This is a genomic window from Rhizobium acaciae (genome assembly GCF_025941625.1).
Classification (GTDB): Bacteria; Pseudomonadota; Alphaproteobacteria; order Rhizobiales; family Rhizobiaceae; genus Rhizobium; species Rhizobium acaciae.
This window is the reverse complement of the sequence record NZ_JAPCZO010000023.1, coordinates 1-19,032: the sequence shown is the minus strand read 5'-3', so window position 1 is coordinate 19,032 and position 19,032 is coordinate 1. Positions and strand designations below refer to the sequence as shown.

The following is a 19,032-nucleotide window of genomic DNA, read 5'->3' as shown; positions in this document are numbered from 1 at the left end:
ATTAAGGAATGCATCGTGAAGTTAAAAGGCGACCAGACCACGGCGAGAGCCATGAACCGACGCCTCATCCTCAACCTCCTCCGTCGCGAGGGGCCGAGGAGCCGTGCCGATATCGCCACCGTCATCGGCTTGAGCCCGGCCGCCGTCACCTTCGTCGTCACCGACCTTCTGGAGGAAGGTATCGTCATCGAAGGGAAAACCGTGCCTGGCCTCACCGGCCGCCGCCCGATCCCGGTGGATATCAACTACGAGCACGCGCTCGCCGTCGGCTTCAAACTGATGGTCGATTCGGTGGAGTGCGTGGCAACCGACCTTGCCACCAACCCCGTCGCCGCCATGCGGGTAAGCCTCGACGGCCACGACCCGGATAAGGTCGCCGACCTGCTGGCGGGCACCGTGCCCGAACTGGTGAAACTCGCCGGCCGGCCGAACGCGAAGCTTGCCGGCATCGGCATCTCCATGCCCGGCGTCATCAACCACGAACAGACGGCCTGCGTGCGCAGTTACCGATTCAAGTGGGACAATGTCCCCCTCGCCTCGCTGGTCGCCAGCCGCGTGCATGTGCCGGTCTGGCTGGAAGACGACACCAATGCCTATGCCATCGCCCAGCAGCTCTTCGGGCTCGGCCGCCAGCATCGCAACATGGCCGTTCTCGCTGTCGGCGTCGGCATCGGCTGCGCGCTTGTCATCGACGGCAAGCTCTATCGCGGCGCCAATGGTGCTGCCGGCAAATTCGGCCACACGCTCTATGAGGAGAACGGCCGGCTCTGCGAATGCGGCAAGCGCGGCTGTCTGATGGCCTATCACTCCCAAATCTCGATGCTCCAGCGCTGGCGGGAAGCGACCGGCCGCGAGGAACTCGATCTGCCGGAACTGTCGGGGGCGCTCGCATCGGGCGATGCCACCGCCCTCGCCCTCGTTGCCGATTCCGGCCGCGGCATCGGCACCGCCCTTGCCAATCTCGTCAACATTACCGATCCCGAAGTCATCGTCGCCGGCGGCGAAGCCGTCTCCCTCGGCGACCCTTTCCTGACGCCGTTGCGCGAAGCGCTTTCCGCCCGGACCTTCCGAACCGCCCCGCCCCTCTTGCCCGACTGGGAGGACAATTCCTGGGCCCGGGGTGCCGCCGCGCTGGTCACCCAAAAAATATTCGACTTCGAATCCTCCGGCGGCATCACGGACATTGCCAATCTTGCCAGCGTCAGACCCGTGGACTCATCGTCGGCGGCGTAGTGATACACTGGCTTACAAAAATGCGGGTTTGCCGACACATCCCTGGTTCAATCATCGACTTAAATCCCGATACGGCCAGCCGGTCGGACGTGGTCAATTCAGGAAGGATGACAAGATGAAAATGATCCAGGCTATCGCGCTCGCCCTTGTTCTCGGCGGCGCAGCCGCAGCACACGCAGAACAGCCGCTGCAGCGGACCGATCTCATCAAGAACGATATCGACGTGCCCGGCCACGAGGCCGTCCAGGTGCGCGTCGATTTCGCGCCGGGCGTTCTCGCCCCTAGTCACACGCATCCCGGCGAGGAGATCGCCTTCGTCATCGAAGGAACGCTGGAATACCAGCTCGAGGGCAGGCAGCCGGTTACCCTCAAAGCCGGCCAATCCTTGTTCATTCCATCAGGCGTCGCTCACTCCGCGAAGAATGTCGGCAGCGGCAAAGCGTCGGAATTGGCAACCTACATCGTCCGCAAAGGGGAGCCGCTGGTCGTGCCCGCCAAGTGAGCCGTTCGTATAACCGGTGATCAGGCCGGCACCACTTTTCTTGCCATTCCTGTGCTCTCGCAGGAATGGAGGAAACGTGGGTTTGGCTGCCCATTGATGAGAATTCGCTTTGCCCCGCCGCCCTTCGGAACCCGTTTGCAGGGAGAGGGTTACGGTGAAAGGCGTCTGAGCCAACGACGACCAACCACACCACTTGCATGCGGGCCACCGTTTCGCCCTTGCGGTCGCCTTCCATTCACGGCAGCATGTCCGTGTCCTCAATCATCTGAACCTCTCACATCAGGAGGATTACCATGGCAACGTCGGAGCGCCCCTCCTTTGTCGTCCACTGGAGCGAGATCGAACGGCCTGACGACTCGCATTATGACGAGGACGACGAGTTGATGAGCATCGGCGCGCCTTTCGGACGCTATTTCGGCCTGGCGAAATTGGGCATTCATCACGAGCGCTTGCCGCCTGGCCGGCGTACATCCTTTCCGCATGCCGAGAGCGCCGAGGAAGAATTCGTCTACGTTCTCGAAGGCGCACCCGACGTCTGGCTCGATGGCCATCTCTATCGGCTGAAGCCCGGCGACGCCGTCGGATTTCCTGCCGGCACCGGGATCGCCCATAGTTTCCTCAACAACACGCAGGCCGAAGTGCATCTCCTCGTCGTCGGAGAGCGCCACAAGACCGAAAACCGCATTTTCTACCCGCTCCATCCTCACCGCCGACCGCTGCATAATGATTGGTGGGATGACCATCCCACCCATGCCCTCGGTCCGCATGACGGGATGCCGGACCTGGTGCGGGAAGCAAAGGGCCGAGGAAACAGCGAATAGATCAGCCAGGCCGATAGCCTCGCCGCAATGGCGGCTTCGCGTAAAGCCAAGACCAACGCTTGCTTGGAACTCCGACAGTTATGGGCGCGCGCCAGCCAACCGCAACAGTTCGTCAATTTCGTTTGCAACGCCTTCCGTCAGCCGGGCGGCGGCAATCGGGGGAAGCCAGGCCAGAATGCTGCCCCGGGTTAAGGCGCATCGTGGTGTGCCGATCGCGCAGGCTGACACGATCATCCCCGTCAAGCCAAAACAAAACCCGTCAGCTGGACGCGTCATTCCTTGTCGCACATCGGCCCCCCGCATATCTTCTGGGCAGCGGCCGCGCACTGATATCAGGGCAGCCATGGGCGGAACCGCATCGAGCCAACATAGCGGATTGCCTCACGATGAAAGGCAGTCCGCCGCATCTAAGATTACTCGCTTTCGCAGTATGCCGAGAGCATTGCGATCGCGGCGCTGAGCCGCGCATGATGACGTTTATAGCAACGGATCGGAGCCCAAATGTCCATCGCCGCTTTGCCTGAACCACCATACTACATGGTCAGTTTTTCCTCTCAACGAACAAAGGTCGACAACGGCTATGGCGAGATGGGTTATGCGATGACGGAACTCGCAAAACAGCAGCCGGGTTATCTAGGCTTCGAAAGCGCACGCGGGGCCGACGGTTTCGGCATACTCATCTCGTATTGGAAGGATGAGGATAGCATTCGAGCCTGGAAATCCGTCGTCGATCACGTTGAGGCGCAAAATCGCGGTCGGTCAGATTGGTATACTCGCTATGAAATCCGTATTGCGCTCGTCGAGCGAGCCTATGGATTCAATATTGAAGAGACATGAGTTGGCTTGTTGAAGGGAGTTCTGCGACAGCCCAAGAGCAGATTCGATCTCCTCATGCTCAGAGGCTCAATGACTTCACGGCCGAATTGGCGAAGCGCCTTATTCGCCTGACGGCACCTCCCCGCTTACGAGGAGGACGCGGTAGCGGTCTCGCCCTCCTAAACTTATCCTCTGTAAAGCGACTGACAGGCCTACCGCGCAAACCTGCGGGCGCCGGCCACACACAGGATGACGGCAACGGTCACGGCGAGCATGGCTGAGGTCACGGGCTCGTGCAGCAGGGTTGCGGCGAGCGCCAGGCCGAAGAATGGCTGGAGCAGCTGCAGTTGCCCGACGGCGGCGATGCCGCCCTGCGACAGGCCGCGATACCAGAAGATGAAGCCGATCAGCATGGAAAACAGCGAGACATAGGCAAGGCCGAGCAGCGCCGGCGTTTCGATGTCGGAGAAGGTTGCCGGCCGACGGAAAAGCGCCACCGCGACCGTCACCGGCAGCGACAGCACGAGCGCCCAGGAAATCACCTGCCACCCGCCGAGCGTACGTGAAAGCCTGCCGCCTTCGGCATAACCGAGGCCGCAGACGATGACCGCCGCCAGCATCAGCAGATCGCCGACCGGCGAGGCCGTCAGGCCCTGCGTCAATGCGAATCCCGCCACCAGCGCGCTGCCGAGAACGGAAAACAGCCAGAAGGCCGGCTTCGGCCGTTCTCCGCCACGGATCACGCCGAAGATCGCCGTTGCGAGCGGCAGCAAGCCGATGAAGACGATCGAATGGGCTGAGGTGACATGCTGCAGCGCCAGCGCCGTCAGCAGGGGAAAGCCGACCACGACGCCGAGCGCCACGACCGCCAGGGAGAGGATATCGCCTCGGCTCGGCCGCTTCTCTCTGAATGCAATCAGCAGGCCAAGCGCGAGAAAGCCGGCGATCGCCGCGCGCGCCACGGTGAGAAAAACCGGATCGAACTGCATCACCGCCACGCGTGTCGCCGGCAGCGATCCGCTGAAGATCACCACCCCGATAAAACCATTGATCCATCCCGATGCCATGCGGTCCATGATGCGCTGCACTCCTTCATTCTCTCACTCTTATCGGCCAACGCGGATGGTCATAACAGTGACAATCTGATACGATTTTGCCATACTGTAATGGTCCAGAAAGCAATACGCATGAACGAAGGACGCACACGCGTGGAGATGGTCGTGGCAACAATCAGGCAGCGCATCGCCGGGCGCAGCCTGACACCGGGCGCAAGGCTACCATCGGTGCGGGGGCTGGCTGCGACGTTGAAGCTGTCGACTTCGACCGTCGTCGATGCCTATGAGCGGTTGGTCGCCGAAGGCGCGATCCTGGCAAGGCCAGGCTCGGGATTCTACGTCGCCAACCAGGCAGCGCCCTTTGCGCTTGCCGAGACCGGGCCGAAGCTCGACCGCGCCGTCGATCCGTTCTGGATATCGCGGCAATCGCTGGAGGCCGGCGAAACCGACCTGAAGCCCGGCTGCGGCTGGCTGCCGCCCTCTTGGCTGCCGGGGGACGGCATGCGCCGCGGGCTCAGGACGCTTGCCCGCGCTGACGGGCCGGCGCTTGCCGACTACGGCTCGCCGCTCGGCTTGCCGCAACTGCGCCAGCTGATTTCGCGGCGCATGGGTGAACGGGGGATCGAAGCCTCCCCGGATCAAATCATGCTGGCCGATTCCGGCACGCAGGCCATCGATCTGCTCTGCCGCTTCCTGCTGGAACCCGGCGACACGGTGCTGGTCGACGATCCTTGCTATTTCAATTTCCATGCGCTGCTGCGCGCCCATCGGGCAAAGATAATCAGTGTGCCCTACACCGCGTCCGGTCCCGATATCGAGCTGTTTGCGCAAGTCGTCGCCGATATGCGTCCACGGCTCTACATCACCAACTCCGCCATCCACAATCCAACCGGCGCAACCCTGTCTCCCGTTACGGCGCACAGGGTTCTAAAACTCGCCGACCAGTTCGACCTGACCATCATCGAAGACGACATCTTTGCCGATTTCGAGCACACGCCAGCACCCCGCCTTGCCGCCTTCGACGGGCTCGAGCGGGTCATCCACATCGGCAGTTTCTCGAAGACCCTGTCGGCCTCGGCCCGCTGCGGCTTCGTCGTGGCGAAACCGGAATGGATCGACGGACTGACAGATCTCAAGATCGCCACCTCCTTCGGCGGCGGCCGGCTGACGGCGGAACTGGTGCTGAACGTCTTGAGCGACGGCAGCTATCGCAAACACATCGAGACGCTCAGACACCGGCTCTCCCGAGCGATGAGCGAGGTCTCGGCCAAGCTGAAAGGCTTAGGGATAACGCCCTGGCTGGAGCCCCAGGCCGGAATGTTCCTCTGGTGCTTGCTGCCCGACGGCATCGATGCGGCTGATGTGGCGCGAGCCGCACTGGAAAAGAGGATCGTTTTGGCTCCCGGAAACGCATTCAGCCTGTCGCAATCGGCAACGAATTTCATGCGCTTCAACGTATCTCAGACGCTCGATCCGCGGGTGTTCGAGGTGCTGGGCGATATCCTGGCAGGAAGAGGATGATGGAAGCGGGCGGAGCGGATCGAGCGCGCTCTTCTCGCTGCGTCCAACCCCTCTTTTGAGGGCGTCATCCGCCGACGATGATTGGTGATGGGCGGCATTCACCAACGACCCTCATCCTGAGGCGCGTAGCCCACGGGGCGAAGCCTCGAAGGACACGCCGCAGCGCTGCCCCTTGCATCCATCTGACGTTTGCGCACCCGCCTCGCCCTTCAAGGCCTCTGCGTGGCGCCTCAGGGTGAGGCTCTCTTAATCCCGCCGACAACCATCAAAACGACCGGTGAACCGCCTTGTCGTTGGCAAGACGCGTCACGCAGCCTTCGAGCTTGGCGAGCAGCAGATCGAAGTCGAGCGGCTTCGTCAGATAGTCCGCCGCTCCGCCGCGCAGGCCGGCCAGCGTATTTTCCCGGTCGGTCAACGCCGTCCGCAGGATGAAGGGAATATTGGAGAGCTCCGGGTGATTGATCTGAATTTCGGCCAGAAGCTGGTGCCCGTCCATGACAGGCATCGAAATATCGCTGATGACGATATCGGGCCATTTCGACAGGATCATTTCCAGTCCCTCGGCGCCGTTCGAGGCCTCGAGCGTCTTGTAGCCGGCTTCGTTCAGTTCTTCGACGAGGAGGTTCCGGATCTCGACTTCGTCTTCTACGCACAGGACTGTAACCATGAGCTCTTCCTTAGGCTGCGACTTGTTGATCCGACAATAGAAATTCTATTGGCAGAAGAAGGGTGAATGTTGTGCCTTTGCCGAGCTCGCTCGTCACTTCGACGGTGCCGCCATGCAATTCGACGACCTGCTTGACGACGTTGAGGCCGATGCCGGTTCCGGCGATGCCTGTGGCGCTGCGCGCGCGGTAATAGGGCTGGAACAGCTTCGGCAGATCCTCCGCATCCATGCCGATGCCACTGTCGGAGATGGCGACCTCCACCGTCTTCTCGTCGGCCCGGGCGCGAACATGAATGTCGGGCGCATTGGGCGAATATTTGACGGCGTTCGAAATCAGATTGGTGAAGACCTGTTCCATCGCGCTGCGGTCGAACGTCAATATGTCAGGTATGGGCTCAAGATCGAGATGGAATATATGCGTGCGGCTGAGATGGCGCTGTCTGTCGCAGCAGGTGACGAGCAGGGCCTTCAGATCGCCTTGGCTGCGTTTCAGTGTGATCTGTCCGGTTTCGAGCCGGCCGCTGGCGAGGATGCTCTCCATCAGATCGACCATGCGCACCACAGCGCTGCGGATCACGCCGGCTTTTTCGTGAACGTAATCGCCGCTGACGTTGGTCGTCGAGCGGCAGAGCCGCTGGGCAGCGGCATCGATGATGGCGAGCGGCGTGCGAAACTCGTGCGAAGCCATGGCGACGAACTGGCGCTGGAGCGCATTCACCTGGCGTTCGTGCACCAGCATGCGGTCCAGTTCCTCTCTCTGCCTTTCGATCTCGGCCGTTCGATCGGCCACCATCTCTTCCAGATGGTTGCGGTGGTGGGTGAGCTGCGCCTGGCTGTCCAGCAGGGTCAGCGAGGTCCGATGCAGGCCTCGTCCGAGCCAGAACACAACGGCGATCAGCAGCGCCAGGCAGCCGAGCCCCGCCGGCGCGATCTGTTTAAGCAGCATGAATCCGGGCAGGATAGGCGGCCACACGAAGTAGCCGATCGTTCCGCGGTCACGGGACGACACAGGCACCTGCGCCCGCTCGTCCTCACTTTTCGAAAGCGCGAAATGCAAGCCTTCGAGCCGCGCATAATGGGCGATGCTTTCGGTAGCCTTTCCATCGAGAAACTTGACCGAGATGGCGATGAACTCCCGACCCGCCTCGATCTGCATCCGGGCCGAACTCGGCAGAATGGGACGCGCGCTGGCTATCGCCGGTCTGTTGCCGATCATGATCGTCCGAACCGCGGCCAGTTGACCGAGCGCTTCGGCGCCGGGCTTTGCAGCCCGCTCGACGAGAACGGCGCGCATCTCACCGGCGAGAACGGTCATTTCTCGGCCGTCGTCGTCAGCAAGCCGCGGCGGCATGGCATCCGCGCCGTCGCGGAACGCAAACATCAGGCGATTGGTATCGTCGAAGATATAGGTCCTGTCGTGCCCGAAATACCGGCTCGTCCACTGGCCGACATTCTCGAGCAGCCATTCATGGTTCCGCTGCTTGGCGTAAAGGAAGGCATCGTCCCATTTGGTGACGCTTTCCTGCTCCCGGGGAAGTGCCGCGATCTGCTCTTCCAGTCCTTGGCGGACGAAGTCAGCCTGCCGGCGCAGGGAGAGATCATCGACCTTCACCGCCGCGATCCACGCAAATCCGCACAGCAATGCAGCCGCCGCGCAGGTGAGCGTCACCAAGACGAATGTAATGTGGGATGTGAGCCCGACCTTCAATACCTGCAACCTTTTGATGGCGCCCGCTGCCGAGAAATTGACACGCAAAGGTTGACGGACCGTGAATTATGCGCTCCCGTGCGGGTCCGCGGCAGGTCTCCGATAGGCATTCCGCAATCGTTGAGGGAGAAGCACATGGATGCAGCAGCATTCTCGGATACGCCAGGCATCAGGATCGAGCCGATCGCTGCCGCCCATATCGACAGCTTTCATCATGCGCTCGACGCGGTCGCGCGGGAGAAAAAATACCTGTCCATGCTGGAAGCAACTCCACTGCCGCAGACCCGTGAGTTCGTGATGGGCATGATTGCAAAAGGCAATCCGCAATTCGTTGCCACCGCTGGACACGAGGTCGTCGGTTGGTGCGACATCAGTCGGCATTTTTTCCCGTCGCACGCCCATCGCGGTAAACTCGGAATGGGAATCCTTCCCGCCTATCGGGGCAAGGGTCTCGGACGAAGGCTCATCGAGACGACATTGAGAGCCGCGCAGAAAAGCGGTTTCGCCAGGGTTGAACTCGATGTTTACGAAGACAACGCCCGTGCTATCGCTCTCTACGAAAAGATGGGATTTGCACGCGAAGGCATCGTCCGGTGTGCGGCACGCATCGACGGTCGGTTCATCGATGCGATCAGCATGGCGCTTTTGTTCGATGAGCGCTCCTTCTCATAGATCCTGGTATCGCCGTCGATTTCTGAAAAAGCTCCCGCAAGCCCGACTGATCATCATTTTGGCCTGCCTGATGCCCAGTGCGCCTGCGCGCAATTAAACTGATAGTCAGCGACTGGAATTCTCTGCCCCAGACATGCATTTCAAACCGGTCCTACTCAATATGCCCGATGCGGCACCCCCCACCTTAGCCACAGTATGCGGACATGAAGAGAACCTCTATGCGTGGGCGATCGGGTAACCGCCCGACCCTGCCCACCTCTTCTCGGACAATGGACATATGAAACGAAGGAAGGATCAGTTGGATGAAACTCTACTCTGCGCCCGGGTTCACCAGCTTGGCGGACCACATCGCGATGCTGGAGGCTGGAATTCAATTCGACCTGGTCAAGGTCGACCTGGAGACGAAGCAGATTGAAGGGGGCGGCCGATACATGGACATCAATCCGACGGGCTATGTGCCCGCCCTTATGTTCGACGATGGTGAGGTGCTAACCGAAAATGTTGCCATCCTGGCTTGGATCGCCGACCAAGCACCGGAGCTTGCACCGCAGGGTCATCTGGGCCGCGTCCGCCTGCTCGAGATGCTGAGCTTTATCGCGACCGAGATTCACAAGCGCTTTCCCACTTACCTATCGCTTCCGGAGGAAGTCAGGGAGCCGACGCGCCAGCAAATAGTGCACTGGTTCGGCTTCGTCGCCGGCCGACTTGAGCGGGGCTATCTGTTCGGGGAGATCTTTACGGTCGCTGATGCCTATCTTTTCCAACTCGCGTGGGGCGCAGCTCAACTCGGATTCGCTCTGCCCGAGCCGTTCGGCGAATATATCGCACGGATCGAACAACGGCCTGCGGTGCAAGCCGCGCTGCACCGCGAGGGCCTCGCATGAGTGGGCTGATGATCCGCACTGACGGGGTCGAGCTCGCGACGCAGAGCTTCGGCGATCCGAACCAGCCGCCGTTACTTCTGATCATGGGCGGAATGGCGTCGATGCTGTGGTGGCCCGAGGAATTCTGCGGTCGGCTCGCCGAACGGGGTCGCTTCGTGATCCGCTACGACCAGCGCGATTCCGGCCTTTCGACCAAATATCCGCCCGGCCGGCCCGGCTACACCTTCGAGGACGCCGTCGATGACGTGTTCCGTGTGCTCGACGGCTACGGAATCCCGAACGCTCATGTCGTCGGCTTTTCCCTCGGCGGCATGGTCGGGCAGGTGGCCGCACTGAAGAGCCCGGAACGCGTGCTTTCCCTAACGGCGATCAGCACCTCGCCGGTCGGTGTGGATACATCCCATTTCCCTCCGAGCGGCGAAGCCTGGCTGGAACATATGGCCGTGGAGGCGGACTGGTCGGACCGGGCGGACGCGGTCGCGTACCTGATCGACGATGCGCGCCTGACCGCCGGAATGACACATCCATTCGACGAAGCCGGAACTCGTGCCTTCCTCGAACGGGACTTCGACCGCTCCGGAGGCTATCTGAGCGCCACCAACCACAGCGTCCTCTTTGAGATCGGCGAGACATGGCGGGGCCGGCTCGACGAGATGAACGTACCGCTTCTCGTCCTTCACGGCACCGCCGATCCGGTCTTTCCGCCGACGCACGGAGAGACACTCGCGCGGAGTGTGACAGATGCGAAGTTCGTGAAGATCGAAGGTGGCGGCCACGAACTTCATCCCGGAGATTGGGAAGAGATCATTTCCGCCATCGACGAACATGTCGCAAGATCGATCTGCGTCTAGAGCAATTCCAGGAAAAGTGCGAAGCGGTTTTCCGTCCGGAATTGCATAAAAACAAAAGGATAGAGCGGTTCTGCGCTTCCGTTAAAACTGAACCGCTCTAGTAACAGAGACAAGCCAATTGGGAGGTATTGGGTCGTGCCCGGCCACTCCCCCTATCGGGCGAAAGCCTCGAACGGATTGTCATGGGTCAGGTGCATCAGGGTGCCGTCATCTATGCCCCGCCGTTTCAGCTCGGGCAACAAGACGGTGGAAAGATGCGTATACGGTTTGGGTATCCCGCCCATCGGCTGCGCCGGATCGAACCAGCCGCGGTCATGGCTCAGCAATAAGCGATCGCCGCAGCCCGCCTCCAGCGCCTTGATCACCAGCTCCGCCACCTCGTTGTCCCCGGCCCGGCCGACATGGTCATACTCGATCCAGGCGCCGCGCTCGGCGACGGCGACATTAAGGGCGAAGTCCTTTTCTTCCTGCGTATGGATCGAGATGAACCTGTCGGCCCGGTAGCCCTCCGCCTCGATGACATCGAGCTGATCCATGACGACCCGTCCCCTGATCGTATGACTGCCGATGACGGCGTCCGTCTGCACCGCCGCGCGCGCGGCTGCCCGCAGGATTTTCGTCTCGAGCGCCGTCATGCCGTCATCGCCGGCGCTGAGCTTGATCCAGCCTGCCTGGAACCCGGTCTCGTCGATCTGCTCCGTCAGCTCGCGGAGCATCCATGCCTCCAGCTCCTTCTCGGAAGCATGGCGAACCCATTCGGGAATCCAGGGCTCACGGTAATTGCCGGTGGGCACGACGATCGGAAAATCCGTCGCAAGTGACACGGCAAGATCGATATCCGCACGGCGTCCGACGCCGCCCGTCGAGCATTCGACCAGTGCCGTCACGCCGAGCTTCTTGATCCGCTCGATTTCGGGCGCCATCAGCCGAACGACGTCTTCGGTGTTTGCTTCGGCATAACCGGGCTGGTCCGGCGTCCTGAGGTCGACGAAGACGTGCTCGTGCGGGAGGATCATCCCCAGTTCGGATTTGCTCTTGGGCCCGAGCGTCGTGCGCAGCTGTTTCAAAGTCTCTCCCCCACGGTCACACCGGCTTTGGGTGCAGCAATTCACAGTGCCACAGCGCCGAAGCCTCGACACTGCCGCGAAAGTAGATCGTCACGGGACGAAATCAATCGCTCACTCGATCGAAATTCTTGCAGCTTGATCCTTGATGTAGACTTCCGACCTGGCGCCAGGATTGCTGGCGAGCTGACTGTTGCCGGGAGATGTGCCGCATCAGCCTCTTCGGCGTCGCATCGGCTACTTCCCTTTCCCCTCCTTGCCCTGCACCGGCCGGCTGATCGCGCGGACCTTGCCGCTGGCGCCGCCACCGCAGAAGAAGCGGTCGGCGCCGTTGGATTCGAGGCCGGAGACGCCGGTGCCCTCGGGCAGCTCCAGCCGCTCCAGCACCTCGCCGGTTTCGGGATCGATGCGCCTGACATCGCTGTCATCGCCCTCCCAGGTGCCGTGCCAGAGCTGGCCGTCGACCCAGGTGACACCTGTCACGACGCGGTTGGATTCGATCGTGCGGAGGATCTTGCCCGTCTCCGGGTCGATCTGATGGATCCTGCGGCCGCGGTGCTGGCCGACCCAGAGCGAGCCTTCGGCCCAGGCAAGGCCGGAATCGCCGCCATTGCCGGGCGCCGGGATGGTGGAAAGGATACGTCCGGTCTTCGGATCGATCTTGTGAATGACATCCTCGGCGATCTGATAGAGGAACTCGCCGTCGAAAGCCGTTCCGGCATGGGACGCAACCTCGATCGAGCGCACCACCTCGCCGCTTGCGGGATCGAGCGCGTTCAGCCTGTCGCCCGAGGCAAACCAGACGTGCTCACCATCGAAGGTGACGCCGTTGACGCGCTCGGCGCCGGGAAAGGGTCCATATTCACGGATGATAGTCGCAGCCGATTTTTTCATCTCTTCCGTCCTGTTTGCCCCGTTTGACCAGGGCCATCTTCATCAGTCAGACCATACTAGTCGCTTGGCAAAGGCCCCGGGAGTAACAAGATCGTCGGGAAACCGGGCAGCGGCGGGCTCATCCAACGCCGCGCCCGCCCGCGCCCGAAGGATTGCACCTTGCTCTCCCCGGCAAGCGAATCCAGCGCTCGCTGCACGGTGCGCGGGCTGGCGCCGAGCGCGATCGCCAGCGCCGAGCTCGACCAAGCCTCGCCATCGGCGAGAAAGGCGAGCACCGCCCCATGCTGGCCTTCGACCAGTGGCGCCAGCACGGCGGTTTCGCCGGCGCGCCGCGGCGAAAGCGCAAAGCCGCGTTTCGTCGCCGAAACCTCGGCGAGCACCCGCAGTTCGGCGCGCAACCGGCCGATCTCGACGCGCAGCCGGGCACGATGCGATTCATCGGCATGTTTACCGCGGAAGGCACGCGCGACAAGCGTGCCCCTGGCCATATCCCCCGGCCAGGCTTCGGCGAGCGCGCGGGCGAGCGCGAAGAGCACCGGCCGCGTTGCCAGCGACACGGAAAGCTGATCGTCGCGCACGACATGGCGGCAGGCATCGACGACGAGCGCGCCCGAACCTAGCAGCTCTTCCACCTCTTCGAGCAGCAGCGGGCTTGCCCGCCAGCGCGAGATCAGCCGTGCCACCGGCGCGCTGAGCACGGCTGCGGCATTTTCCACCTCCGCGGTCAATACGGGCATACCGGCCTCGCGCGCCGCCTGCCTCGCCCGGTCAAGCGCCGCACGCGCCGCTTTCGTCCGCAGGCGCCGGATCGCGATGCCCGCAACCACCAGCTCATGGGCAGCCCTTGCCGCCGGCGGCAGTGGCGTTGGGTCGAGTGTTTCGAGCGCCCGCTCGGCCTCGTCGAGCCGGCCGATCAGCACCAGCCGGCGAAGCTCGACATTCCTGGCATGGGCGGCATTGACCCTGTCGCCATGCGCTTCGAGCACCTTGCGCGCCGCCTCCAGCGCTTTTGGCGGCCAGGTGAGATCGCGCGAGACCAGCGCGATCTCGGCCTCGGCGACCACGCAGCGGGCGCGCGCCACCGCCTCCCGCGGGCCGAAGGCACGCGCCGCGCTCTTCAACAGCGCCTTGGCACGGACGAGATCGCCGAGCTGCGCCATCGCAATGCCGCGCAGCGCCAGCGCCGGCGCATCGTCGCGCAGCGCCACACGCTTCAGCGCGCCAAGCGCATCTCCCACTGCCAGCGCCCGCGCCGCTGCCGTGATCAGCGAGTCCATTCAAATCCCGTCACACTTGTCACTCCCACCATTTCCCCACCCGGCCTTAGATTTACCGTCGACCGGCAAGCAAGCCTGCGCCGGATGCTACGACGAGAGACAGGCAAAGGAGAAGACCCATGACGACAGAGCTGAACGCAACACGGCAGCAGTGGCTGGCAGCAAGGCTCGATCTGCTCGAGGAGGAGAAGGAACTGACCCGGCAGAGCGACACGCTGGCGATCAAGCGCCAGCAATTGCCGCGTGTGAGGATCGACAAGCAATATCGCTTCGACACTGACGACGGCAACGTCTCGCTGAAGGATCTCTTCGGCGGCCGCTCGCAGCTTCTCGTCTATCACTTCATGTTCGGACCGGATTATACCGCGGGATGCCCGTCCTGCTCGTCGATCGCCGATGGCTTCAACGGCGTCTTCGTTCACCTGGAGAACCACGATGTCGCCTTTTGGACGGTCTCGCGCGCGCCGCTCGCAAAGCTCGAAGCGTTCAAGCGGCGGATGGACTGGAGTTTTCCTTGGGCCTCCTCCTTCGGCAGCGACTTCAACGGCGATTTCAGCGTCTGGTTCTCAGCCGAGCAGCAGCACCAGGGCGACGTAGACTATAATTACCGCCGGGAGCCGCCCGCCCCCGAACCGCCCGCCTTAGAACCACTTGCCGCCAAGACTGTCCCGGAATGGCAGCCGCGCGACAGCGAGGCCCCGATCACCCAGATCGCCGCCATGACCGGCACCGATGTCCCCACCTATACCCGCGACCGGCCGGGTGTCAGCGCCTTCGAGCTTATCGACGGCGCCGTCTACCATAGCTATTCCAGCTATGCGCGCGGGCTGGACGGGCTCTGGGGCATGTACCAATGGCTCGACCGCGCACCGAAGGGCCGCAACGAAACCGGCATCTGGTGGCGCCACCACGACCGGTACGGCAAGGAGTGACGCCGATGCTGCTCTCCGCCCACACTCCAAAGGGAGCCGACGGAAGCGCCGCTCTCAACGCCGCCGAATGGCTCTCGCTGGCTGCCGCCGCAGACGGATCAGTTGGTAAACCGAGCGCTGGCATGGCGAGCCCAGGCGGCCGGATCGCCGGTCGCGTCGCCGATTGGCTGTCGCTCGCCGCCGCTCCGACGTTCGCGATCATGGCGCTGCTGACAGCCACGACCGGCAGCGCCGACATGATCTGCATGACGACGCCGGAGACCTTTCCGATCGGCGGAATGGTGCCCATGTACCTGCTGATGAGCGGCTTCCACCTGGCGCCCTGGCTGCGGCTCGCCGCCGGCTGGCGGGGCCTGAGTGGGCGGTGATGGCACCAAGCGCCGCCACATCTCTCCTCCGTCATTCCTGTGCTCGTCACAGGAATGACGGAGATTAGGATGGCATTCTCGCTAAACTTTCTGCTGACGAGTCATGGCGGGGCGATAGCTTCCCCGCCAAGCAAGACTGCCGCTCAGCCGTCTCCGGCATTATCTCCCTGCCGACACGCCAAGTTCACGCCCTCACGTCGATAAAGTCGATCGGCCCGCCGGCAATCTCGTGATCGAACACCGCACAGGAAAGCTTGCCGCCGAAGACGCAGCCGCTGTCGATGTTGGTGCGGTTTCCTGTCGTCATGGGATTGGACATCGATGGGGTATGGCCGTGGACGAGGTGCTTGCCCCAATATTCGCCTGGCTCACCGGCCACGAACCGCATCCATAGAAGATCGTCCTGGCTCTGACGGTCCAACGGAAATGCCGGATCGACGCCGGCATGGACGAAGATGCGATGCCGATCGACATGAATGAGCGGACGATCGGCCGCCCATTGCAGATGCTGCGGCAAAACCCCGCCGCCATAGGATATTTCGGTCTCCAGCCCGCCGTTGCCGAGCCATACGGCTCTGCTCTGACCGTCGGCATAGGCAGCAACCATCATGTCCTCATGATTGCCTTTCAGGCAGATCCATCTCCACGGCTCCGATGGACCCGCAATGATCCGGTCGAGGACACTTTTGCTGTCAGGCCCGCGATCGATATAATCGCCAAGGAAGACGACCGTGCCTTCAGACGCATAGGCCTCGATCCGATCGATCATTCTGTTCAGCGGATCGATACAGCCGTGGATATCACCTATGGCGAATGTGTAGCGCATGTTTCAAGCTTCTTGGTTGCAATGCGACGGCCCCCGGCCAAGGTTGAGACGGTGCGCCAGGACTTGTGCGGAGGCTCACGCCGCTCGCCGTCCGCCTCATCATAGCAAACGAAAGCCCGCCGCCATTGCGAAAACCGACTCGTTCTCCAGCATTTATGGTCATTGGCTCTCTTTCGCTTGAATTCGGATATGATCATCGCACCAACCATTGAAGATGCCGATCTGCGGACGGGTGCGACCTTGCATTGTGCAATCGCCAACGGCTATGCCTTCATCACCATGAAGAAATACGGACGAACCTATCACCTGCCGATTTCGCCCGGAGCGACAAGCGACGACAAGGTCATGACGAAGCTTGACGGGCTGATGATCGCCGATCTTGTCATCACAGAGAAAATGGATGGTGAGAACACGACCATTCATCTGGGCGGGTCTCATGCCCGTAGTCCCGATAGCCGTTACCATTCATCGCGCGATTGGCTTAAGGCTTTTGCTGCCGGCATCAGTCCGCAACTGGCAGATGGCGAACGCATCGTGGGTGAGAACCTCTATGCCCGGCACTCGATCGGCTATGATGATCTTCCGTCATACTTCCTCGGCTTTGCTTGGATTATCGACGGCGAAGTTCAATCCTGGGATCTCACTCTGGCTCGATTCGAAGAACTAAGCATCGTTCCGGTGTCGACTCTGTATCGGGGGCCATACAAAACCGGCCTGTTCGAGGATACTGCGGCCTCGCTGGATAGAACCAAGCAGGAGGGATTTGTCGTTCGGATCGCTGATGCGTTCCTGGAAGCCGAAATGCCAGTTCGCATGGGCAAGTATGTGCGGGACAACCACATTCAGAGTGAAACGCATTGGATGCAGTCGGAACTCATCCCCAATCGCTTGGCAATTTCCTAACGGCCGCTCGCCTCTGCTCCGTCATGCCTGTCACAGGAATGACGGAGGGTGGGGTGGCGCTTCTGCCAAACTTCACGCCGGCGCGATGCCGAACCACAACCGCTATCTCCCCTCGACAAAACCCCGCCGGATTGCCTCCCAGCTTTCCGCATCCGGCGACAGCAGCAGCCGGCCCTTGGTCATCGCAGGACGATAGGCTTCGCCGCTGAGCAATGCCCCGTAGCCGCCGGCTTCGTGATGGATCAGCATGCCGGCGGCGTGGTCCCAGAGTTTCAGCTCGGCGTTCAGGTAAAAGCTCATCGCTCCCGTCGCCATCATGCGATATTCGTAGGCCGAGCAGCGTCATGTGGTGGTGCGGGCAAAGCGCAACAGGCGCTGGGCATAGGCCGGCCGGTCCTCGGCGGGGAATATGTGCAGCGGCACGAAGCCGTGCATGTCCCCGATCGGAGTCGGCGGCGCGACGTTGAGCCGAGCCTGCACGCCTTCGTCGATTTTCTGAGACGCGGCTCAGGAGCGACGCAGACCATCAGGAGAAACCGGAAAGGATCGTAAGATGACGACGGAACAAGGCGTCCTTCGCATATCGATCGTCGTGACCATCATGCTCGCCGGATTCGGAATCCTCTTCGGCCTGCTGTCGGGCTCTTTCGCCATCGTGTTCGACGGCATCTATGCGGTGACGGATGCCAGCATGACCGTCGTCGCGCTGCTGGTCGCAAAGCTGATCGCGGCCTCTGCCCCCGGCGGCCAGCAAAAGACCAGCCTGGCCGAGCGTTTCACCATGGGCTTCTGGCACCTGGAGCCGATGGTGCTCGGATTGAACGGCACCTTGCTGATCGCTGCGGCGATCTACGCGCTGATCAATGCGGTGGGCAGCCTGATGACCGGCGGCCGCGATCTCGCCTTCGATCAGGCGATAATCTACGCCGTCGTGACGGTTGTTGCCGCCATCGCCATGACCCTGTTCGTCGGCCGGGCGAACCGAAGGATCGGCTCCGATTTCCTGGCGCTCGACGCCAGGGCCTGGCTGATGTCGGCAATGCTGACCGTAGCCCTCCTCGTTGCCTTCGTCTTCGGGTTCCTGATCCAGGGCACCAGCCTCGAATGGATCTCGCCCTATATCGACCCTGCCGTGCTGGCGCTCGTCAGCCTGGCGGTGATCCCGATCCCGGTCGCCACGGTGCGCCAGGCATTGGCCGACATCCTGCTGGTCACGCCCGCAGACCTCAAGCAGCATGTCGACAGGGTGGCAGCGGAGATCGTCCAGCGCTACGGCTTTTCCTCCTATCGCGCCTATGTCGCAAGGGTCGGGCGCGGCCGGCAGATCGAGCTCTATTTCATCGTTCCCACAGGCGCGCCGGCGAAAAGGCTGGAAGAATGGGACCAGCTGCGCGACGAGATCGGCGAAGCGATCGGCGACGAAAGCCCCGACCGCTGGCTCACCATCGCCTTCACCACCGATCCGGAATGGGCGGATTGAAGAGGCTTCGGGGATCGGATGCCGCATTCGCGGCATGCACAATACAAAAGAAATAGGCCCGGAGCAGCCGCCGCAGGTCGGGATCAAGAGCGCGAGCATTTACTATCATTTCGCCACCAAGGCTGAACTCGGAGCAGCTATAGTTGCCTGCTACGAAACAAGGGTACTCGCCGCGATCGGCAGCTCCGAGGACGAGCGGGAATTGACAGTCAAGCTCGATGGCATCCGGTCAGCTTTCCGCGCGGGGTTGGCCCGCGGCGACGGCATGTGCCTTTGCGGTGTTTTGGCGACCGAAATACACAGTCTGCCGCCGCTCGTCGTCGCTGCGACACGCCATTACTTTGCGGCTTGCAACGAGTGGCTATGCCAAGCTCTCGTCCATGCCGGCGTTGGCGAACCTTCTCGCAAGGCCTTTCGTCTTACCGCACTCCTGCAAGGAGCGATGATGCAGGCGATTGCCCTCGATGATCTCGCGATCTACGACGCCGCTTTAGAGGGGTTTTTCAGGAGGCGGCATGATACGAATTGCCTACCTTGGGCGCGGCATTCTCCAACATC

Annotated in this window: 19 protein-coding genes and 2 pseudogenes; 13 read left to right on the top strand and 8 right to left on the bottom strand. The window is 62.0% G+C overall.

Annotated elements, in window-relative coordinates:
• The first annotated feature begins 15 nt into the window (after nucleotides 1-15).
• The 4 genes from OLZ32_RS29760 to OLZ32_RS29745 all read left to right on the top strand — a co-directional run bounded on the left by OLZ32_RS29760 (nucleotide 16) and on the right by OLZ32_RS29745 (nucleotide 3,393).
• Nucleotides 16-1,233: an ROK family protein gene (locus tag OLZ32_RS29760; protein WP_264399447.1), complete on the top strand. Its 1,218-nt coding sequence runs from the start codon at nucleotides 16-18 to the stop codon at nucleotides 1,231-1,233.
• Between the two features lie 115 nt (nucleotides 1,234-1,348).
• Entirely contained in the window at nucleotides 1,349-1,735 is a 387-nt protein-coding gene (locus OLZ32_RS29755; RefSeq protein ID WP_264399448.1) for a cupin domain-containing protein, read from the top strand.
• Nucleotides 1,736-2,028: 293 nt separating this feature from the next.
• Nucleotides 2,029-2,556 (top strand): cupin domain-containing protein, encoded by a 528-nt coding sequence (locus OLZ32_RS29750; RefSeq protein WP_264399449.1) that lies wholly within the window; start codon nucleotides 2,029-2,031, stop codon nucleotides 2,554-2,556.
• Between the two features lie 501 nt (nucleotides 2,557-3,057).
• Entirely contained in the window at nucleotides 3,058-3,393 is a 336-nt protein-coding gene (locus OLZ32_RS29745; RefSeq protein ID WP_062943321.1) for an antibiotic biosynthesis monooxygenase family protein, read from the top strand.
• A gap of 191 nt (nucleotides 3,394-3,584) precedes the next feature.
• On the opposite strand, the gene OLZ32_RS29740 is transcribed toward OLZ32_RS29745, so the two are convergent.
• Nucleotides 3,585-4,448, bottom strand: a complete 864-nt coding sequence (locus OLZ32_RS29740; RefSeq protein ID WP_264399450.1) for a DMT family transporter — start codon at nucleotides 4,446-4,448, stop codon at nucleotides 3,585-3,587.
• Between the two features lie 90 nt (nucleotides 4,449-4,538).
• Between OLZ32_RS29740 and OLZ32_RS29735 the strand changes: the two genes are divergently transcribed.
• Nucleotides 4,539-5,948: an aminotransferase-like domain-containing protein gene (locus tag OLZ32_RS29735; protein ID WP_264399451.1), complete on the top strand. Its 1,410-nt coding sequence runs from the start codon at nucleotides 4,539-4,541 to the stop codon at nucleotides 5,946-5,948.
• 265 nt (nucleotides 5,949-6,213) lie between these two features.
• Here OLZ32_RS29735 and OLZ32_RS29730 read toward each other — a convergent pair whose 3' ends face one another.
• Nucleotides 6,214-6,615, bottom strand: coding sequence for a response regulator (locus tag OLZ32_RS29730; RefSeq protein WP_264424208.1), 402 nt, complete (start codon nucleotides 6,613-6,615; stop codon nucleotides 6,214-6,216).
• Between the two features lie 10 nt (nucleotides 6,616-6,625).
• Nucleotides 6,626-8,371, bottom strand: coding sequence for a sensor histidine kinase (locus OLZ32_RS29725; protein ID WP_264399452.1), 1,746 nt, complete (start codon nucleotides 8,369-8,371; stop codon nucleotides 6,626-6,628).
• 87 nt (nucleotides 8,372-8,458) lie between these two features.
• Between OLZ32_RS29725 and OLZ32_RS29720 the strand changes: the two genes are divergently transcribed.
• The 3 genes from OLZ32_RS29720 to OLZ32_RS29710 all read left to right on the top strand — a co-directional run bounded on the left by OLZ32_RS29720 (nucleotide 8,459) and on the right by OLZ32_RS29710 (nucleotide 10,730).
• Nucleotides 8,459-8,995 carry a GNAT family N-acetyltransferase gene (locus tag OLZ32_RS29720; RefSeq protein WP_017988846.1) on the top strand — a complete coding sequence of 179 codons (537 nt, stop codon included), beginning with the start codon at nucleotides 8,459-8,461 and terminating at the stop codon, nucleotides 8,993-8,995.
• 302 nt (nucleotides 8,996-9,297) lie between these two features.
• Nucleotides 9,298-9,879 (top strand): glutathione S-transferase N-terminal domain-containing protein, encoded by a 582-nt coding sequence (locus OLZ32_RS29715; protein WP_003541073.1) that lies wholly within the window; start codon nucleotides 9,298-9,300, stop codon nucleotides 9,877-9,879.
• Nucleotides 9,876-10,730, top strand: coding sequence for an alpha/beta fold hydrolase (locus OLZ32_RS29710; protein WP_017988847.1), 855 nt, complete (start codon nucleotides 9,876-9,878; stop codon nucleotides 10,728-10,730). The genes OLZ32_RS29715 and OLZ32_RS29710 overlap by 4 nt, the downstream gene beginning before the upstream one ends.
• A gap of 152 nt (nucleotides 10,731-10,882) precedes the next feature.
• On the opposite strand, the gene OLZ32_RS29705 is transcribed toward OLZ32_RS29710, so the two are convergent.
• The 3 genes from OLZ32_RS29705 to OLZ32_RS29695 form a co-directional block, all read right to left on the bottom strand.
• Nucleotides 10,883-11,797, bottom strand: a complete 915-nt coding sequence (locus tag OLZ32_RS29705) for a phosphotriesterase family protein (RefSeq protein WP_017988848.1) — start codon at nucleotides 11,795-11,797, stop codon at nucleotides 10,883-10,885.
• 234 nt (nucleotides 11,798-12,031) lie between these two features.
• A complete protein-coding gene (locus OLZ32_RS29700; RefSeq protein WP_264399453.1) occupies nucleotides 12,032-12,688 on the bottom strand; it encodes a Vgb family protein in 657 nt (218 codons plus the stop codon).
• 56 nt (nucleotides 12,689-12,744) lie between these two features.
• Nucleotides 12,745-13,965, bottom strand: coding sequence for a helix-turn-helix domain-containing protein (locus tag OLZ32_RS29695; RefSeq protein ID WP_264399454.1), 1,221 nt, complete (start codon nucleotides 13,963-13,965; stop codon nucleotides 12,745-12,747).
• 119 nt (nucleotides 13,966-14,084) lie between these two features.
• Between OLZ32_RS29695 and OLZ32_RS29690 the strand changes: the two genes are divergently transcribed.
• On the top strand, nucleotides 14,085-14,897 hold the full coding sequence (locus tag OLZ32_RS29690) for a DUF899 domain-containing protein (protein ID WP_264399455.1): 813 nt from the start codon (nucleotides 14,085-14,087) through the stop codon (nucleotides 14,895-14,897).
• 5 nt (nucleotides 14,898-14,902) lie between these two features.
• Nucleotides 14,903-15,265: a hypothetical protein gene (locus tag OLZ32_RS29685; RefSeq protein WP_264399461.1), complete on the top strand. Its 363-nt coding sequence runs from the start codon at nucleotides 14,903-14,905 to the stop codon at nucleotides 15,263-15,265.
• A 184-nt stretch (nucleotides 15,266-15,449) separates the two neighbouring features.
• Here OLZ32_RS29685 and OLZ32_RS29680 read toward each other — a convergent pair whose 3' ends face one another.
• A complete protein-coding gene (locus OLZ32_RS29680) occupies nucleotides 15,450-16,091 on the bottom strand; it encodes a metallophosphoesterase family protein (protein WP_264399456.1) in 642 nt (213 codons plus the stop codon).
• Between the two features lie 279 nt (nucleotides 16,092-16,370).
• Here OLZ32_RS29680 and OLZ32_RS29675 point away from each other — a divergent pair, with 279 nt between their 5' ends.
• Entirely contained in the window at nucleotides 16,371-16,994 is a 624-nt protein-coding gene (locus OLZ32_RS29675; RefSeq protein WP_319641143.1) for an RNA ligase family protein, read from the top strand.
• Between the two features lie 102 nt (nucleotides 16,995-17,096).
• Here the strand turns inward: OLZ32_RS29675 and OLZ32_RS29670 are convergent.
• Nucleotides 17,097-17,480, bottom strand: a pseudogene (locus OLZ32_RS29670) (inositol monophosphatase family protein); the annotation flags it as partial.
• 67 nt (nucleotides 17,481-17,547) lie between these two features.
• Between OLZ32_RS29670 and OLZ32_RS29665 the strand changes: the two are divergent.
• Both OLZ32_RS29665 and OLZ32_RS29660 read left to right on the top strand, forming a co-directional pair.
• Nucleotides 17,548-18,474, top strand: a complete 927-nt coding sequence (locus OLZ32_RS29665) for a cation diffusion facilitator family transporter (protein WP_264399458.1) — start codon at nucleotides 17,548-17,550, stop codon at nucleotides 18,472-18,474.
• A gap of 202 nt (nucleotides 18,475-18,676) precedes the next feature.
• Nucleotides 18,677-19,032 (top strand): annotated as a pseudogene (locus OLZ32_RS29660) (hypothetical protein); the annotation flags it as partial.

Coding starts and splice junctions, on each gene's coding strand:
- OLZ32_RS29755 (WP_264399448.1), top strand. CDS start 1,349: ATGAAAATGATCCAGGCTATCGCGCTCGCCCTTGTTCTCGGCGGCGCA.
- OLZ32_RS29750 (WP_264399449.1), top strand. CDS start 2,029: ATGGCAACGTCGGAGCGCCCCTCCTTTGTCGTCCACTGGAGCGAGATC.
- OLZ32_RS29745 (WP_062943321.1), top strand. CDS start 3,058: ATGTCCATCGCCGCTTTGCCTGAACCACCATACTACATGGTCAGTTTT.
- OLZ32_RS29740 (WP_264399450.1), bottom strand. CDS start 4,448: ATGGACCGCATGGCATCGGGATGGATCAATGGTTTTATCGGGGTGGTG.
- OLZ32_RS29735 (WP_264399451.1), top strand. CDS start 4,539: ATGGTCCAGAAAGCAATACGCATGAACGAAGGACGCACACGCGTGGAG.
- OLZ32_RS29730 (WP_264424208.1), bottom strand. CDS start 6,615: ATGGTTACAGTCCTGTGCGTAGAAGACGAAGTCGAGATCCGGAACCTC.
- OLZ32_RS29720 (WP_017988846.1), top strand. CDS start 8,459: ATGGATGCAGCAGCATTCTCGGATACGCCAGGCATCAGGATCGAGCCG.
- OLZ32_RS29715 (WP_003541073.1), top strand. CDS start 9,298: ATGAAACTCTACTCTGCGCCCGGGTTCACCAGCTTGGCGGACCACATC.
- OLZ32_RS29710 (WP_017988847.1), top strand. CDS start 9,876: ATGAGTGGGCTGATGATCCGCACTGACGGGGTCGAGCTCGCGACGCAG.
- OLZ32_RS29700 (WP_264399453.1), bottom strand. CDS start 12,688: ATGAAAAAATCGGCTGCGACTATCATCCGTGAATATGGACCCTTTCCC.
- OLZ32_RS29695 (WP_264399454.1), bottom strand. CDS start 13,965: ATGGACTCGCTGATCACGGCAGCGGCGCGGGCGCTGGCAGTGGGAGAT.
- OLZ32_RS29690 (WP_264399455.1), top strand. CDS start 14,085: ATGACGACAGAGCTGAACGCAACACGGCAGCAGTGGCTGGCAGCAAGG.
- OLZ32_RS29685 (WP_264399461.1), top strand. CDS start 14,903: ATGCTGCTCTCCGCCCACACTCCAAAGGGAGCCGACGGAAGCGCCGCT.
- OLZ32_RS29680 (WP_264399456.1), bottom strand. CDS start 16,091: ATGCGCTACACATTCGCCATAGGTGATATCCACGGCTGTATCGATCCG.
- OLZ32_RS29675 (WP_319641143.1), top strand. CDS start 16,371: ATGAAGAAATACGGACGAACCTATCACCTGCCGATTTCGCCCGGAGCG.
- OLZ32_RS29665 (WP_264399458.1), top strand. CDS start 17,548: ATGACGACGGAACAAGGCGTCCTTCGCATATCGATCGTCGTGACCATC.